The organism is Corynebacterium sp. LK2590 (assembly GCF_040946105.1).
GTDB lineage: Bacteria > Actinomycetota > Actinomycetes > Mycobacteriales > Mycobacteriaceae > Corynebacterium.
Map to the genome: position 1 here is coordinate 35,952 of NZ_JAYWMH010000001.1, position 15,290 is coordinate 51,241.

Sequence of the window (15,290 nt, forward strand, 5' to 3'; positions counted from 1 at the left end):
TTGCATTTTTATTCAGCTTATTTTCTGGGAAAGGACGCATTATGCGCACACAGCGTGGGGCAGTGGTGGCTGCCGTCATGGCCGCCACCCTGGCGGCGGGGGCCGGGCAGGCGGCTGGGGCATCGGCAGCGCCGTATGAGACCTCGGTGGACGATAGCTTCGGCATCAACGACCCGACCTGCCAGCCGACCGGCGAGGTGGACGAGCCCGTCGTGCTGCTCCACGGCACCTCGGACAACGCCAGCAACTGGGAGAGCCTCATCCCGCAGCTGCAGGACGCCGGCATGTGCGTGTGGGCCTTCGACTACGGCGCCGACGACGTCACCCTGCAAAACGCCATCCCGTCCCTGAAGGCTATCGGGGACCTAGACGCCTCCGGCCGGGAGGTCGCCGAGCAGATCCGCTACGTACGCCAGGCCACCGGCGCCGAGAAGGTCAACCTCGTCGGGCACAGCCAGGGCGGGATGCACACCAAGACTTATGAGCAGATCTACGGCGACGAGGCATCGGTGGCGCGGGTGGTGGCCATCGGCGGCAATTACCACGGCACCACGCTGGGCGGGGCGCTGGACTTCCTCGGGCCGATTATCACCGCGGTGCCGAACCTGGCGCGCTTTCTGGCCTCCACGGCCGCGATTCAGCAGGTGATTGGCTCGCCGTTTATCGAAAAGCTCAACGCCCTGCCGGATTCCACCGCGGGCGTGAAATACACCTCGATTTACTCGCCGGCGGACAAGACGGTGACTCCGAACAGCTCGTCGCAGCTGGAGGCCGTTGCGGGCGCGGACGTCGTCAACGTCGACCTGGGCGAAACCTGTGGTACGACGCCGGAGCACGCGCAGCTGCCGCGCGACGAATCCGCCCGGGCGCTCATCCTGTGGGGCCTGCAGCGCGCCGACGGCGAGCAGCCCGATGCCGCTGCCTGCAGCGCATAAGCTTCCGCAGCCGGGCGACGGTACGCTGGGAAGGCATGAGTCTGCGTGAACATCTTGACCAGTGGCCCGTCGACAACGTTGCGGCGCAGGTGCTGCGCGGCGGCGAGGTCGTTGATGTGGTAGGGGATACTTCCCGGCGGTATCCGGTGGCGTCGGTGACCAAGCTCGTCGTCGCCTACGGGGTGATGCTCGCCGTCGAGGAGGGCGCAGTCGAGCTCGACCAGGCCGCCGGGCCGGAAGGCTCGACGCTGCGCCACCTGCTCGCGCACGCCTCCGGGGTGGGCTTTGACTCCCGCGAGCCGCAGAAGCCGGTGGGCGAGCGGCGCATCTATTCCTCAGCCGGCTACGAGTGGGCGGCCGAGACCGTAGGCGCGGCGGCGGAGATGGATTTCGCCGACTACCTGCGCGAGGGAGTGCTCGAGCCGCTGGGCATGCACGATACCGCGCTGGAGGGCTCGGCCGGGCACGGGCTGGTTTCTACCGTCGATGACCTGGCCGCCTTCGCGCGCGAGGTGCTCACCCCACAGCTGTTGGACCCGTCGTCCGTGGAGGAGATGCGGACGGTCCAGTTTCCGGAGCTGCGCGGCATCGTGCCCGGCTACGGGATGCACAAGCCCTGCCCGTGGGGTCTGGGCTTCGAGCTGCGGGGGACCAAGGACCCGCACTGGACCGGCGCGAACATGCCGAAGGAGACCGCCGGGCACTTCGGGATGTCGGGCACCTACCTCTGGGTGGCGGGAGAACACGCTATGGTGGCGCTGACCGACCGCGACTTCGGCGACTGGGCCAAGCCGCTGTGGGCCGAGACCAACGCGGCGATCTACGCCGAGCTGACCGGACAGCGGAACTAGACGCCGGGCGGACCGTGGGGCCGCGAAGCTGTGCCCTGAGGCCGGAGCCTGAACCCCGCGCCGGAAAGCGAGCCCAGAAGCTCGAGCCCCGCGGCGGGGACCCCGTGCCGGAGCCCCCGCAACCTGTGGGGTTCAAGTTGTACTTGAGGTTGAGTAAACGGGGGATTGAAGTAGTGGTTTAGAGTTGCTGATGTGACGGGTGTGAGGGGAGACTAAGTCAGGTAACGCATTCGAGTTCGTTGGGGAAGACGATGCTCGTCTTGCGCCACTAAACGACGCCCCGGTTGCGCGTTTCTGGCAGGAGGTTCCGCTGAGAAATTCCGCTAGGTGGTTCCGCGGGGATTTCCGGTAGGAGATTCCGCAGGGATTCCGCGAGGGATTTCCACCTGCCAGCGCGCAGCTTTTTGCACCCGGCATAGCGCAGCGGTGCGGGCGCGGCACGGCCTATCCGTGCCGGGGAGGGCGTCGGTGGCGGGGCTACTCCGCGGAGGAGATTCGGCTTTGAGTACATGCGTAACACCCACCGGCATCGCCGCATCTTCGGCGGATGCCACTACTTGGCCGGCCGGCCCCATCGGGGTCGCGCCGCGAACGGCCGCGACGTTGACTACGGTCCTGCGGATTTCGGGCATGCCCGTGCGCCTGCGGCCCGTGGTCGAGGACCTGATGGCGCGCGTCATCGAGTCCGAGTCCGAATTCGTCGTGCCCGGCGACGACCCCTTGACCGCCCAGTGGTGCACCCGCTGGCACAAGGACTACCCCGGCGACAATATCGTCGCGCTGGCCGCCGGCCGAGCCACTGGCACGCCCTGCGGGGTCGGCTGCCGGCAGGTGCTGACTGGCACCCGCGCGGAGCTGGTGGCCTTCGCCGCGGAGATGAGCCAGCTGGCGCGCGCTCACGGCTTTAGCGCGCAGCTAGAAGGGTTCGAGGACGTTTCCGGCTAGGTCGGCGACCGAGTCCTTGACCGCGGTGGGGCGGAAGGGATAGCGGGTGATTTCGGCATCGTCAGTAATGCCGGAACGCACCAACACGGTGCGCAGGCCCGCCTCGATGCCGGCCTTGACGTCGGTATCCATGCGATCGCCTACCATGACGGTGTCTTCCGAGTGGGCGCCGATGTGGTTGAGCGCCGAGCGCATCATCACCGGGTTTGGCTTGCCGACGTAGTAGGGCTCGCGGCCCGTGGCCGTCGTGATCAGCGCGGCGACCGAACCCGTGGCCGGCAGCACGCCCTGCGGGGCGGGCCCGGTCACGTCCGGGTTGGTGGCGATGAACCGGGAGCCGCCCCGGATCAGGTTGATGGCGGTGGTGATCGCCTCGAAAGAATAGGTGCGGGTCTCGCCCAGCACGACGAACTCGGGGTCCGCGTCGGTGAGGATCCAGCCGGCCTCGTGCAGGGCGGTGGTCAGCCCGGACTCGCCGATGACATAAGCGGTGCCGTCCTTGACCTGCGTGGACAGGAAGGTCGCGGTCGCGGTCGCCGAGGTCCAGATGCGCTCCGGCGGGATGCGCAGGCCCGTATTCGCCAGCCGCGCGGACAGGTCCCGCGGCGTGGACATGGAGTTGTTCGTCAGCACCATGAACTCGATGCCGTTGTCGTAGAGGGCCTGCAGAAAGCGGTCGGCGCCAGGGACCATCTCGCCTTCGCGGATGAGCACGCCGTCCATGTCAGACAGGTAAGAAATCATCGGTGTTGCTCCACATAGTTCACGAAATCGCCGACGGTCGAAAAGCCCAGCACGGTCTCTTCGTCGAGTCGGACCTTGAATTTTTCTTCGGCCTTGACGGTCAGCTCGATCATCGTCAGCGAGCGCAGGTCGACGTCCGTCAGCGGCTTATCGCGCTCGATGTCGTCGGCATCCACCCCCGTGACCGATTCGATGAGCTGGCACAGCTCGCCGTAGGTGTCGCCCGCCGGGGAAGAAGACTCCTCGGCCGGGCCGGAGGAAAAGTGCGCCTGAAGTTGCGCGGTGAGATCGTTGGCCATGGGACCTAGTCTAGTAGGTTAAACGCGGCGGTTCGGATAGGATATTTAGTCGACATGAGAAGGAGATACCAGGCCGAGATCATCGCTCGCAGTTGGGGCAAGCGGTTCCTGCCGTCCGGCCGCCGGCAGCTGCGCAAAGCCTACGAGCAACTGCACGATCACCGCACGGCGCCGGGGCTTACCCACCTGCTAGCGGAGGGGACCAGCACGGGCAACGGCATCGATATCGCCTGGTATGAGGCAGGCGCTGACGATGCCGACGTCACCGTCGTCTTCATCCACGGCTACACCCTGGCCGCCGAGAGCTTCTACGAGCAGGTCGACTACCTGCGCGAGCACTACCCGCGGGTCAAAAGCCTCCTGGTCGACCTGCGCGGGCACGGCCAGTCCGCCACGGTGCCCAGCGAGGACTGCTCGATTAGCTCGGCGGCCGACGACGTGCTCGCCGTCGTGCGCGAGCGCGCCCCGCAGGGCCGGCTGGTCATCGTCGGGCACTCCCTGGGCGGGATGGTCGCGCTCAACCTGATCCGGCGCTGCGACGAGAAGACCTACGGGCGCATCGATAGCGCATTGCTGGTCTCGACCTCCATGCGCCGCTTCTCCGCGCGCGGGGTGGCCCTGGTGCTGAACTCGGCGCTGATGCACGGGCTGTACAAGGCCTGCAACCGCCTGCCGGAGAAGATGAACATCATGCGCTACGAGGTCGCCCAGTTCGCCGCGCCCGTGCTGGCGCTGCTGGCGGCGGGATTCCCGCGGATGGAGCGCATCCAATTCCACGCCGCGATGCTGTTGGATACCCCGCTGGATTCCTTCGTCGGCTTCTTCGACGACCTGCTGGAGCACCGCGAATTCGCCGCGCAGCAGCGGCTGTCCGGCCTGCCGGGCACCGTCGTCGTCGGCGAGCTGGACATCGTGACCCCGCGCAGCCAGTCCGAGGTCATCCTGAACCACTGGCCGCAGGCCGACCTCGAGGTCGTGGACGAGTCCGGGCACATGGTCATCCTGGAAGAGCCGGAGAAGGTCGCCGAGTGCTTAGGCCGCCTCCTCGACGCCCATAGCGACTGCTAGCCTTTTACCTTTAGGCAGCACGAAGCCCCACCTCCTGCAGCGCGTTGAGGCGCTAGGAAGTGGGGCTTTGTTGGCGGTTTACTCGCTCGGGGTGGTGCTAGTCGGGTCGTCCAGCTTGAGGTCGCTGGCGGCCTTCTTCACCACGTCGCGGTCAACCTTGCCGTCGCGGGCCAGGCCCTCCAGGACAGCGACGACGATGGACTCGGCGTCGGTGTTGAAGTAGCGGCGTGCGGCCTCGCGGGTATCGGAGAAACCGAAGCCGTCCGCGCCCAGCACGATGTAGGTGCCCGGCACGTAGGGGCGAATCTGCTCCTGCAGGTCCGTGGCGAAGTCGGACACGCCGACGAACGGGCCCTCGTGGTCCTTGAGCTGCTTGGTGGCGAAAGCCTCGGTCGGCTCGCTGCCGGTGCGCAGGGCCTCCTGGTTGCGGCGGGCGCCATCGCGAGCCAGCTCGGACCAGGAGGTCACGGAGAACAGCTTGGCCTTGACGTCGTAGTCGCGGGCCAGGATCTCCTGGGCGCGCAGCGCCTCGTGCACGCCCACGCCGGAAGCCAGGATGTTGGCCGGCAGGGAGCCGTCCTCGGCGGTGTTGTAGTGGTAGATACCGCCGTGCAGGCCCTCGACGTCCAGGTCCTCCGGAGCGGCCGGCTGGTGGACCGGCTCGTTGTAGACGGTGAGGTAGTAGATGACGTTTTCGCCCTCGCCCTCGCCGTACATGCGCTCGATGCCGCGGTGGACCAGGTGGGCCACCTCGAAGCTGAACGCCGGATCGTAGGAGATGATGGCCGGGTTGGTCGAGGCCAGGATCGGGGAGTGGCCGTCCATGTGCTGCAGGCCCTCACCAGTCAGGGTGGTGCGGCCGGCGGTCGCACCGATGAGGAAGCCTCGGCCCATCTGGTCGGCGACGGCCCAGAAGGCGTCGCCAGTGCGCTGGAAGCCGAACATCGAGTAGAAGATGTACAGCGGGATCATCGGCTCACCCTGGGTGGCGTACGAGGTCGCCGCCGCGGTGAAGCTGGCGGACGCGCCGGCCTCGGAGATGCCCTCGTGCAGGATCTGGCCGTCGGTGGCCTCGCGGTAGGACAGCATCAGGTCGTGGTCCACCGGCACGTAGTTCTGGCCGCGCGGGTTCCAGATCTTCAGCGTCGGGAACCAGGAGTCCATGCCGAAGGTGCGGGCCTCGTCCGGGATGATCGGCACGACGCGCTTGCCCAGCTCCTTGTCGCGCATGAGCTCCTTGAAGGTACGCACCAGCGCCATGGTGGTGGCCACCTCCTGCTTGCCGGAGCCCTTCATCACGGACCGCAGCTTGGACAGCTCCGGCACCTTCAGCGGGGTGTAGTCCACGCGGCGCTCCGGCAGGAAGCCACCGAGCTCCTTGCGGCGCTCCAGCATGTATTTGACCTCCGGGGCGTCGTTGCCCGGGTGGAAGTACGGCGGCAGGTACGGATCCTTTTCCAGCTCCTCGTCGGAGATCGGGATGTCCTGCTTGTCGCGGAAGAGCTTCAGATCCTCCAGCGTCAGCTTCTTCATCTGGTGGGTGGCGTTGCGGCCTTCGAAGTTGTGGCCCAGGCCGTAGCCCTTAATGGTGTGGGCCAGGATGACGGTCGGCTTGCCGGTGCCGTGGTTGTCCAGCGCCTGCGCGTAGGCGGCGTAGATCTTGCGGTAGTCGTGGCCGCCGCGGCGCAGGGACCAGATCTCGTCGTCGGAGAGATCCTCGACCAGCTTCAGTGTGCGCTCGTCGCGGCCGAAGAAGTGCTCGCGGACGTAGGCGCCATCGTTAGCCTTGAAGGTCTGGTAGTCGCCGTCGGAGGTGGTGTTCATGACGTTGACCAGGGCGCCATCCTTGTCGGCCTCGAGCAGCTTGTCCCAGCCGCGGCCCCAGATGACCTTGATGACGGACCAGCCGGCGCCGCGGAAGAAGGACTCCAGCTCCTGGATGATCTGGGTGTTGCCGCGGACCGGGCCGTCCAGGCGCTGCAGGTTGCAGTTGACCACGAAGGTCAGGTTGTCCAGCTCGTAGAGCGAGGCCATCTGCAGCAGGCCGCGGGACTCGGGCTCGTCCATCTCGCCGTCGCCCAGGAAGGCCCAGACGTGCTGCTTGGAGGTGTCCTTGATGCCGCGCTGCTCCAGGTACTTGTTGAAGCGAGCCTGGTAGATGGCGTTGGCCGGGCCCAGACCCATGGACACGGTCGGGAACTCCCAGAACCAGGGCATCAGGCGCGGGTGCGGGTAGGAAGGCAGGCCCTCGCCCTTGCCGCGGGAGACCTCCTGGCGGAAGCCGTCCAGGTCCTCCTCGGACAGGCGGCCTTCCAGGTAGGCGCGGGCGTACATGCCCGGCGATGCGTGGCCTTGGAAGAAGATCTGGTCGCCGCCGGACGGATCATCCTTGCCCTTGAAGAAGTGGTTCAGGCCGACCTCGTAGAGCGGGGCCGCGCCAGCGTAGGTGGAGATGTGGCCGCCCACGCCGATGCCCGGGCGCTGCGCGCGGTGCACCATGATGGCGGCGTTCCAGCGGATCCAGCGGCGGTAGCGCTTCTCCAGCTCCTCGTCGCCCGGGAACTCCGGCTCCAGCGAGGTCGGGATGGTGTTGACGAAGTCCGTCGAGGTCAGCGCGGGCAGCTGCACGCGCTTAGCGGTGGCGCGCTCCAACAGGCGGAGCATGAGGTAGCGGGCGCGTTCCGGATCGGAAGAGTCCAGCAGGCCGTCGAGGGACTGCATCCACTCGCGGGTTTCTTCCGGGTCCTTATCGTGCAGGTAAGACGCGACGCCGTCGCGAATCAGCGGGAAGTTGGAGTCCCCCTGCAGGGCGTCCTTTTCAGCCATTAAAAGCCTCCTGAAGTAAGTTAAGCACTTTGCCGTCCAGAATACGCGCTTTATCTCCGCGCGCGCGGGCCGGGCCGTTGCAAATCCCGCCGCACCAAATATTTGCCGCGCTGTGCAGTGGGAATGGCGAAACTGTGAAGCCTGTTAAGTTCCGCGCTGGGAAGAGTGGGAAGCCGCAACTAGGGCACAATTAGGGCGACAGTGAGAAAACTGCAGTATTAAGCGGTAGAGTGCTACCTGACACAGCCTGGTGAAGCGCCAGGACCCTACACACACAGGAGGACAATTTCAGTGGCGGACGCTGCGGGCGTAACCAACGACCATGCTGACTACGCGAAGATGCTGGGCATCGACAAAGGCATGGTTGCCCTAGAGCTCGGATGGGACGAGGATTGCGATCCGGCAATCTCGGAATCCGTCGAAGACGTCATCGGGGAAGACTTCCTCGAAGAAGAAAATGACGAACTGTGTGACGCCGTCGTGCTGTGGTGGCGCGACGGCGACGGGGACCTGGTCGACGGCCTGGTGGACTCGCTGCGCCCGCTGGGCGAGGGTGGGGTCATCTGGCTGCTGACCCCGGGCGCCGGCAAGCCGGGCACCGTCGCCCCAGGCGAAATCTCCGAGTCCGCCCAGCAGGCCGGCTTGGTCCAGACCAAGGCCGAGCGCCTGGGTGACTGGCAGGGCAGCTGCCTGGTCGGCCGCGGCTACACCAAGAAATAAGGCCGCCCCGCCAGCTGGCGGGGTCAATTTGCGCTAGCTCGCGGCGGCGGGCTAGTCTTTGTAAAGCGCTTTTCGCGCATTGCGGCTTTAGCTCAGCTGGAAGAGCAATTGGTTTACACCCAATAGGTCACAGGTTCGAGCCCTGTAGGCCGCACAGAAAACAACGCCCTCCCGAACCCGGGAGGGCGTTGTTCGCGTCTGTGGGGCGGTGCCGGAACCGCGCTAGAAGCGTTCCTTGTTCCGCTTCGCGAACTTCGAGTAGAAGTCCGGCTTGGAGTCGCCGTAGCGGGCGCGCATGCGGCGCTCGTGGGCTTCGGCAGCGGCCTCGGCCTTCGAATCCGCGGTCTCCGGCTCGGCAGCTGCGGCCGACCCAGTGGCCGAGCCGGCGGCGGGGGCAGCGTGTTCCTCGGCGGCGTCGAGCTGGGCCATCTCGGCCTCCTCGTCGCGGACGCGGCGCCGCTCGCGGATTTCGGCCCAGACGAAATAGCCCAGGCCCAGCGGGGCCATGATGCCGAAGGCAATCCACTGGAAGCCGTAGGACAGGTGGTTGCCGCGGTCCATCTGCGGGATCGGGATGGGGTTGAGCACGCCCGGCTGATCTTCGGTCAGTTGGACGTAGTCGGCGCCGAGGTCGGCATCGATAAGCTCGCCGACCTGGGGCGGGTTGATGGAATAGACCTGGGGGTAGCCGTCGCGCTCGACGGGGGCGGAGGAATGCTCGGCCTCGTGCTGGCGGACCATGCCCACGACCTCCTGCGGGCCGCTAGGGGCGGGGGCGATCTCGGGCACGGCGTTGGCCTCACCGGCCGGGACCCAGCCGCGGTTGACCAAGATGGTCTGGCCGCCGTCGGTGCGGAAGGGGACCAGGGACTGGTAGGAAGGCCCGGAGGCTACCGGCCGCAGGCGCACCAGCACCTCGTCGTCGGGTATGTAGCGCCCGCGCAGGATAACGCGCGACCATTCCTCGCCGCCGGCGATGGCGCCGTTTTCGTCCAGGATCTCGTCGGCGGGGACGGGGTCCTTCTCGTAGGCGGCGGTGATGTGCTCGTTGCGCTCGACGATGTCGTCGTCCTTGCCCAGCTGCCAGGGTGCTAGCACCGTGAAGGCCAGGTAGGAAAACACGATCACGAACAGCAGCAGGAAAACCCAGCTGGGCTTGAGGAAAGTCTTCCACCACGACGTCTGCTGCCGCGCGCGCACCGGCTCGCTGTCCGGTGCAGTCTGCTTAGTCCGAGTACCCACAGATACCCAGTCTAGTCACGGGCATGGTCGCGAATCCAAGCCATGAGCCCGTCGGCGGCGGCCTCGATGGCCTGGCGGGTGCGGGCGAAATCCTCCTCGTCGCCGTAGAAGGGATCGGCCACCGAGGAATCCGGGGCGGACTCCGGGTCGAAATCGCGCAGCAGCACGACCTTGTCCGGGTCCGGCGCCTGCTGGCGCAGGGTCTCCCGGTGCCCGGTATCCAGGGCGACGATGAGATCGGCGTCCAGGTCCTCGGCGGAGAGCTGGCTGGCGCGGTGGGAGCTGCCGTCGTAGCCGCCGCGGCGCAGCTCGGCGATGGCGCGCTTGTCGGCGCCCTGGCCGACGTGCCAGCCGCCGAGGCCGCAGGAGGTGATGCGGGCGGCATCGTCAAGCCCGGCGGACTCCACGGAGTCGTGGATGATGACCTCGGCCATGGGGGAGCGGCAGATATTGCCCGTGCAGACGAAGACGATGTGGAGGCGGGGATCAGTCTCAGAAACAACCATCAGCGGGGAATTCTCACCTTTAGCTCGATTTGCGGGGGCTGCTTACACAACCGTAGAACGCAGTTAGGATATACCGTTAGGACCTGCCAACGCTAAAGGAGCATAAAAAGTATGACCACTACGGCCACCGTGGGAGAAGTCTGCCACCACCTGGATTCGGCCTACCCGCCGGCGCTGGCGGAAAAATGGGATGCCGTCGGGCTAGTCTGCGGCGACCCGGACGCGCCGGTGAGCAAGGTGGCCTTCGCGCTGGATTGCACGCTCGAGGTTGCCCAGGCGGCTGTCGATGCCGGCGCGCAGCTGCTCGTCGTCCACCACCCGCTGCTGCTGCGCGGGGTGACCTCGGTGGCCGCGAACACGCCGAAGGGCAAGGTCGTCCACACCCTGCTCAGCGGGGGCGTGGCCCTGTATGCCGCCCACACCAACGCCGACTCCGCCCGCCCCGGCGTCAACGACAAGCTGGCCGAACTGGTCGGCATTGAACCCGGCCGGCCCATCGTGGTCAAGGACCCAGACGTCATGGACAAGTGGGGCGTGCACGTGCCGGCCGGCGATGCCGACCGCGTCAAGGAGGCCCTCTTTGCCGCCGGGGCGGGCCAGATTGGCAACTACCGCGCCTGCTCCTTCGACATCGCCGGCACCGGCCAGTTCGAGCCCCTGCCGGGGGCCAACCCCACCGAAGGCGAGGTCGGCACCCTCCACCGCGGGGCCGAAACCCGCGTCGAGTTCGTCGCGCCTTCGTCCCGGCGCCGCGCCATCCAGGCCGCGCTTATCGATGCCCACCCCTACGAGGTCCCGGCCTTCGACGTCGTCGAGTCCGCCAAACCGGCGGACCTGGAACAGGCCTGCGGCCTGGGGCGGGTCGGCCGCCTGCCGGAGCCGATGACGCTGCGGGAGTTTACCCAGCAGGTGGCCAACGCCCTGCCGGAGACCGTCTGGGGCGTGCGCGCGGCCGGGGATCCGGACCAGCTCGTCCAGACCGTGGCCGTGAGCTCCGGTGCCGGCGATAGCTTCCTGGACCAGGCGGCTAAACTAGGCGTCGACGTTTACGTGACCTCGGATCTGCGGCACCACCCCGTCGACGAGCACCTGCGCGCCGGCGGCCCCGCGGTCATCGACACCGCGCACTGGGCCAGCGAGTTCCCTTGGACTTACCAGGCCCGCGACTTGGTCGCCGAGAAGACCGGGCTAGACTGCGAAGTCCTAAAAATTCGCACCGACCCGTGGACCGTGTCGCTACATTCGGAAGGAGAATAAAGGACATGAAGCTGCAACCAGAAAGCCAGGCCGTGCTGCTGAAGCTGGCCAACCTGCAGCGCGCCGTCGATTTTGGCGCCGAGGAGCGCCAGAGCCCGGAGCAGGAGGAGCTGGCCACCGCCGAGCGCGAGTACGCCCGCCTGGTGGATTCCGCCGGGTCCGCCCAGATGGCCGTGGACGATATGGAAAATGAGATCCTGCGCATCCAGGCCGACGAGCGCAAGCTGCGCGCCCGCGAGCGCGACGACCGCAAGCAGCTGTCCGCCGAGCTGGAGCCGGACAAGCGCCGCGACCTGGAGCATGACCGCTACGCGGCGAAGTCGCGCATCGCCGACTTGATGAGCGAGCTGCAGGAAGCCCACAACGAGATCCACGCCCTGCGCAACAACCGCGACTCGCAGGGAGCGCAGCGCGACGAGGCCGCCCGCAAGCTCGAGGTCGCCCGCCGCGCCGCCGAGGCCGCCCAGGCCGCGACCGCCAACCAGCCGGACCCGCGCGTCGAAATCGAGCAGCTGCGCGGTCAGCTGCCGGGCGAGGCGCTGCGGATCTTCGACGACCAGCGCGCCGAAAACAACGTCGGCGCCGCCGAGTTCAAGGCGCAGAAGTCCTGCGGCGGCTGCTTCATCGTGCTCCCGCCGGCGGACCAGTCCGCGGTGCGCAACGCGCCGGCCGACGAGGTCCCGCAGTGCCCCGAGTGCGGCACCTACCTCATCCGGCAGTCCTAGGCGGAAGCGCGCATGAAGGTAATCATCTACGCCGACGGCGGATCCCGCGGCAACCCCGGGGTGGCCGGCTCCGGCACGGTGGTCTACGCCGCCGACGGGCGCGAGGTGCTGCGCACCATCGCCTACGTGGTTGGCACGCAGTCCACGAATAACGTCGCCGAGTACAACGGCCTGCTGCGCGGGCTCGAGGCCGCCCAGGAGCTGGGCGCCAGCGAGATCGAGTTCTACATGGACTCCAAGCTCGTCGTCGAGCAAATGAACGGGCGCTGGAAAATCAAGCACCCCGACATGCAGAAGCTGGCCATGCAGGCCCACAAGCTGGTGGCCGGCCTGGAGGACTTCCAGCTGGCCTGGGTCCCGCGCGCCAAGAACAAGGTCGCCGACGCCCTGTCCAACGACGCCATGGACGCGGCGGCCGCGGGGCATGCGGTCGGCATCGTCGGCGGCAGCGGGGACGGCGCCGAGGACGGCATCAAGGGCGGCATCGAGGGCGATGCGAGTACGGATGACGACGCCGCGGGCACGACCGAGCACGGCGGGCCGGCGCCCAGGGACTGGCTGGGCGAGCGCGGGGAAACCACCCGCCTGGTGCTGCTGCGCCACGGGCAAACCAAGATGTCGGCGCTGCGGCAATACTCCGGGCACTCCAACCCGCCGCTGACCGAGCTGGGCCGCCGCCAGGCTCTGGCCGCCGCGCAGGCCCTGGCCAGCCGCTTCGGTACGGGCGAGGACTGCCAGGTCTCGGCCGTGGTGGCCTCCCCGCTGGGCCGGTGCCAGGAAACCGCGCGGGCCGTCGGCGAGGTCCTAGGCCTCGACGTGGACACCGACGACGGGCTCATCGAGCTCGACTTCGGCGCCTGGGAGAAGCTGACCTTCAGCGAGGCCCATGAGCGCGACCCGCAGCTGCACGCTAAGTGGCTGAAAGACACCGCGGTGGCCACCCCGGGCGGGGAATCCCTCCAGCAGCTGCACCGACGGGTGCGCCAGGCGCGGGAGAAACTCGTTAAGCGTTACGCGGGCAAGACCATCGTGCTGGTCAGCCACGTCAACCCGATCAAGTCGTTGGTCGCGCAGGGCCTGGGCGGCGGGCCCAGCCTGTTCGAGCGTTTCTTCCTGGACCTTGCCTCGCTGTCCGAGGCGGAGTTCTGGGACGACGGCGCGCTGGTGCGCTGCGTCAACGACGCCGGCCACCTAGCCGGGCTGGGCGCGGAGCACAGCTAATTTTCCCGCCCGCCCGCGCGCGGACTAAACTGAAGCGCGCGAATGAGTCGGCCGGGTAAACGCGGCAAATGAACCGCCCCACGCGTGGGGGCAGGCAGGCGCCGAGGAAAGTCCGGACTCCACAGAGCACGGTGGTTGCTAACAGCAACCCGGGGCAACCCGCGGGCAAGTGCAACAGAAAGTAGACCGCCTGGAGCAATCCAGGTAAGGGTGAAACGGTGCGTTAAGAGCGCACCAGCACCCCAGGTGACTGGGGTGGCTGGGTAAACCCCACCGGGAGCAAGGCATCACGGCCTGCCTTTTTAGGCAGGCCCGATCAGATGTTTGAGGGCTGCTCGCCCGAGCCTGAAGGTAGCTGCTTGAGGCGGCCAGCAATGGTCGACCCAGATGGATGTTTACCACGCCGGGGACGGGCAACCGCCCCGCGCGGACAGAATCCGGCTCATAGGCCGGCTCATTCGCCCCATGCTTTTTAATCTCCCGTTGCTCGCACCAGCGCGCGAGAGTGGGGCGCCTGTGGAACAATGAGGCGGTATGAAGCTGTATGCTGCGCCGCTGGACTTTGGTAACGTCGCCGCGGAATTCCAGGTCTCGCGCGACTTCGACGAGCACGTCAACGACCAGGCCCGCGCGGCGGTCGATCAGTTCGCCGCCAGCCGCCGGGACGCCCGCGACCTGCCGCTCGTCACCATCGACCCGCCGGGATCCAAGGACCTGGACCAGGCCGTCTACATCACCAGCGGGACCGCGGGAGGCTACCGCGTCTACTACGCCATCGCCGACGTCGGCGCCTGGCTGGGCGGGACCGCCGGCGAGGAAGCACCCGCGGCCGTGCACGCCGAGTCGATGGCCCGCGGGCAGACCATCTACCTGCCGGATGCGCCGGCCCGCCTGCACCCGGCCGTGCTCTCCGAGGATCGCGCCTCGCTGCTGGAAGGCGTGGACCGGCCGGCGGTGCTTTTTAGCTTCGACTTGGATACTGACGGGGAGGTCACGGACTTTTTCGTCGAGCGCGCCCTCGTTCGCTCTCGGGCGCGGCTGGACTACGACGGCGTCCACGAGGACTTGGTGCACGGGCGGATGAACTCCGCCATTCGCCTGCTGCCGGAGGTCGGCCAGCTGCGGCAGGCCTCCGCACTGCGGCGCGAGGCGATTTCCCTGCGCATCCCTTCGCAGCGGGTGGTGGAAGACGCGGAGGGGCGCTTCGAGCTGGAGATCGAGCCGCGCCACGAGGTCATGGACTACAACTCCGAGATCTCCCTGATGGCGGGCATGTGCGCGGGCCAACTCATGCACAGCCACGGCGTGGGCTTCCTGCGCACCTTGCCAGGTGCCAGCCCCGAGGCCGAGGAGGAGTTCCGCGCCGAGGCCCGCGCCCTAAGCTTCGAACTGGGGGAGCAGAGCATCTCCGAGTTTCTGCGCGGGGTGGACGCCAGCTCGCCGCGCGGGATGGCGGTCATGCGCGAGGGTCTCCGGCTGCTGCGCGGGGCGGACTACGCCCTGCTGGGGCGTGATGAGGGGCAGATCCACGCGGGCATCGGTGGCTATTACGCGCACGTGACCGCGCCCCTGCGCCGGCTCATCGATCGCTTCGGGCTGGAGGTGTGCCTGGCTATCTGCGCCGGCACCGAGATCCCCGAGTGGGTGAAAGCGGACGGGGAGGAGGCCGTGGCATCGATGCGCCGCAGTTCCCAGCTGGCCTCCCAGGTGGACAAGGCCTGCTTGCAGCTGACCGAGGCCACCGTCCTGGAACCCTGGGTGGGCACGAATTTTTCGGCGGTGGTGCTCTCCAGCAACGCCGAGCGCGAGACCGCCCGCCTCTTGGTCAACGAGCCGCCGGTCATCGGGTAGTGCGTGGGCGCGCCCGCCGTGGGCAGCGAAACCTCGGTTTCCCTGGTTACCGCGGAGCCGGCAGAGCGCGCGGTGAAATTCGCCTGGCCGGCCGACTAAA

At 67.5% G+C, this 15,290-nt stretch carries 13 protein-coding genes, 1 tRNA gene, 1 other RNA gene and 1 pseudogene; 11 read left to right on the forward strand and 5 right to left on the reverse strand.

Annotated elements, in window-relative coordinates:
• Positions 1–41 precede the first annotated feature (41 nt).
• The 3 genes from VVR85_RS00150 (at position 42) to VVR85_RS00160 (ending at position 2,731) form a co-directional block, all read left to right on the forward strand.
• The gene (locus VVR85_RS00150) at positions 42–935 is read left to right on the forward strand and encodes a lipase family alpha/beta hydrolase (protein ID WP_368518968.1); all 894 of its coding nucleotides are present in this window, start codon (positions 42–44) and stop codon (positions 933–935) included.
• A gap of 35 nt (positions 936–970) precedes the next feature.
• Positions 971–1,786, forward strand: coding sequence for a serine hydrolase domain-containing protein (locus VVR85_RS00155; RefSeq protein ID WP_368518969.1), 816 nt, complete (start codon positions 971–973; stop codon positions 1,784–1,786).
• A 501-nt stretch (positions 1,787–2,287) separates the two neighbouring features.
• Positions 2,288–2,731 (forward strand): hypothetical protein, encoded by a 444-nt coding sequence (locus tag VVR85_RS00160; protein ID WP_368518970.1) that lies wholly within the window; start codon positions 2,288–2,290, stop codon positions 2,729–2,731.
• Here the strand turns inward: VVR85_RS00160 and VVR85_RS00165 are convergent.
• Entirely contained in the window at positions 2,702–3,475 is a 774-nt protein-coding gene (locus tag VVR85_RS00165; RefSeq protein ID WP_368518971.1) for an HAD-IIA family hydrolase, read from the reverse strand. The genes VVR85_RS00160 and VVR85_RS00165 overlap by 30 nt on opposite strands.
• Entirely contained in the window at positions 3,472–3,774 is a 303-nt protein-coding gene (locus tag VVR85_RS00170; RefSeq protein WP_368518972.1) for an acyl carrier protein, read from the reverse strand. Before VVR85_RS00170 ends, VVR85_RS00165 begins: the two co-directional genes overlap by 4 nt.
• A gap of 54 nt (positions 3,775–3,828) precedes the next feature.
• Here VVR85_RS00170 and VVR85_RS00175 point away from each other — a divergent pair, with 54 nt between their 5' ends.
• The gene (locus tag VVR85_RS00175; RefSeq protein WP_368518973.1) at positions 3,829–4,842 is read left to right on the forward strand and encodes an alpha/beta fold hydrolase; all 1,014 of its coding nucleotides are present in this window, start codon (positions 3,829–3,831) and stop codon (positions 4,840–4,842) included.
• A gap of 78 nt (positions 4,843–4,920) precedes the next feature.
• Here VVR85_RS00175 and aceE read toward each other — a convergent pair whose 3' ends face one another.
• On the reverse strand, positions 4,921–7,668 hold the full coding sequence (aceE, locus tag VVR85_RS00180; RefSeq protein ID WP_368518974.1) for a pyruvate dehydrogenase (acetyl-transferring), homodimeric type: 2,748 nt from the start codon (positions 7,666–7,668) through the stop codon (positions 4,921–4,923).
• A gap of 291 nt (positions 7,669–7,959) precedes the next feature.
• Here aceE and VVR85_RS00185 point away from each other — a divergent pair, with 291 nt between their 5' ends.
• Together VVR85_RS00185 and VVR85_RS00190 are read left to right on the forward strand one after the other, a co-directional pair.
• Positions 7,960–8,388 carry a DUF3052 domain-containing protein gene (locus tag VVR85_RS00185; protein ID WP_409338167.1) on the forward strand — a complete coding sequence of 143 codons (429 nt, stop codon included), beginning with the start codon at positions 7,960–7,962 and terminating at the stop codon, positions 8,386–8,388.
• Positions 8,389–8,469: 81 nt separating this feature from the next.
• Positions 8,470–8,542, forward strand: a tRNA-Val gene (locus VVR85_RS00190).
• 68 nt (positions 8,543–8,610) lie between these two features.
• Here the strand turns inward: VVR85_RS00190 and VVR85_RS00195 are convergent.
• Entirely contained in the window at positions 8,611–9,588 is a 978-nt protein-coding gene (locus VVR85_RS00195) for an SURF1 family protein (protein WP_368519405.1), read from the reverse strand.
• A gap of 53 nt (positions 9,589–9,641) precedes the next feature.
• Positions 9,642–10,136 (reverse strand): low molecular weight protein-tyrosine-phosphatase, encoded by a 495-nt coding sequence (locus VVR85_RS00200; RefSeq protein WP_368518975.1) that lies wholly within the window; start codon positions 10,134–10,136, stop codon positions 9,642–9,644.
• A 111-nt stretch (positions 10,137–10,247) separates the two neighbouring features.
• On the opposite strand from VVR85_RS00200, the gene VVR85_RS00205 reads away from it, so the two are divergent.
• From VVR85_RS00205 to VVR85_RS00225, 5 genes and pseudogenes are all read left to right on the forward strand, one after another.
• Positions 10,248–11,393 (forward strand): Nif3-like dinuclear metal center hexameric protein, encoded by a 1,146-nt coding sequence (locus VVR85_RS00205; RefSeq protein ID WP_368518976.1) that lies wholly within the window; start codon positions 10,248–10,250, stop codon positions 11,391–11,393.
• 5 nt (positions 11,394–11,398) lie between these two features.
• On the forward strand, positions 11,399–12,118 hold the full coding sequence (locus VVR85_RS00210) for a zinc ribbon domain-containing protein (protein WP_368518977.1): 720 nt from the start codon (positions 11,399–11,401) through the stop codon (positions 12,116–12,118).
• Between the two features lie 12 nt (positions 12,119–12,130).
• Positions 12,131–13,339 carry a bifunctional RNase H/acid phosphatase gene (locus VVR85_RS00215; protein WP_368518978.1) on the forward strand — a complete coding sequence of 403 codons (1,209 nt, stop codon included), beginning with the start codon at positions 12,131–12,133 and terminating at the stop codon, positions 13,337–13,339.
• A 43-nt stretch (positions 13,340–13,382) separates the two neighbouring features.
• An RNA gene (gene rnpB, locus VVR85_RS00220) (RNase P RNA component class A) lies at positions 13,383–13,800 on the forward strand.
• A gap of 73 nt (positions 13,801–13,873) precedes the next feature.
• A pseudogene (locus tag VVR85_RS00225) lies at positions 13,874–15,289 on the forward strand (RNB domain-containing ribonuclease).
• Position 15,290: the final 1 nt, after the last annotated feature.

Bases quoted from the DNA above. Each gene is read 5' to 3' on its own strand.
- aceE (WP_368518974.1), bottom strand. From the start codon at position 7,668: ATGGCTGAAAAGGACGCCCTGCAGGGGGACTCCAACTTCCCGCTGATT.
- VVR85_RS00155 (WP_368518969.1), top strand. From the start codon at position 971: ATGAGTCTGCGTGAACATCTTGACCAGTGGCCCGTCGACAACGTTGCG.
- VVR85_RS00210 (WP_368518977.1), top strand. From the start codon at position 11,399: ATGAAGCTGCAACCAGAAAGCCAGGCCGTGCTGCTGAAGCTGGCCAAC.
- VVR85_RS00165 (WP_368518971.1), bottom strand. From the start codon at position 3,475: ATGATTTCTTACCTGTCTGACATGGACGGCGTGCTCATCCGCGAAGGC.
- VVR85_RS00170 (WP_368518972.1), bottom strand. From the start codon at position 3,774: ATGGCCAACGATCTCACCGCGCAACTTCAGGCGCACTTTTCCTCCGGC.
- VVR85_RS00150 (WP_368518968.1), top strand. From the start codon at position 42: ATGCGCACACAGCGTGGGGCAGTGGTGGCTGCCGTCATGGCCGCCACC.
- VVR85_RS00215 (WP_368518978.1), top strand. From the start codon at position 12,131: ATGAAGGTAATCATCTACGCCGACGGCGGATCCCGCGGCAACCCCGGG.
- VVR85_RS00200 (WP_368518975.1), bottom strand. From the start codon at position 10,136: ATGGTTGTTTCTGAGACTGATCCCCGCCTCCACATCGTCTTCGTCTGC.
- VVR85_RS00175 (WP_368518973.1), top strand. From the start codon at position 3,829: ATGAGAAGGAGATACCAGGCCGAGATCATCGCTCGCAGTTGGGGCAAG.
- VVR85_RS00205 (WP_368518976.1), top strand. From the start codon at position 10,248: ATGACCACTACGGCCACCGTGGGAGAAGTCTGCCACCACCTGGATTCG.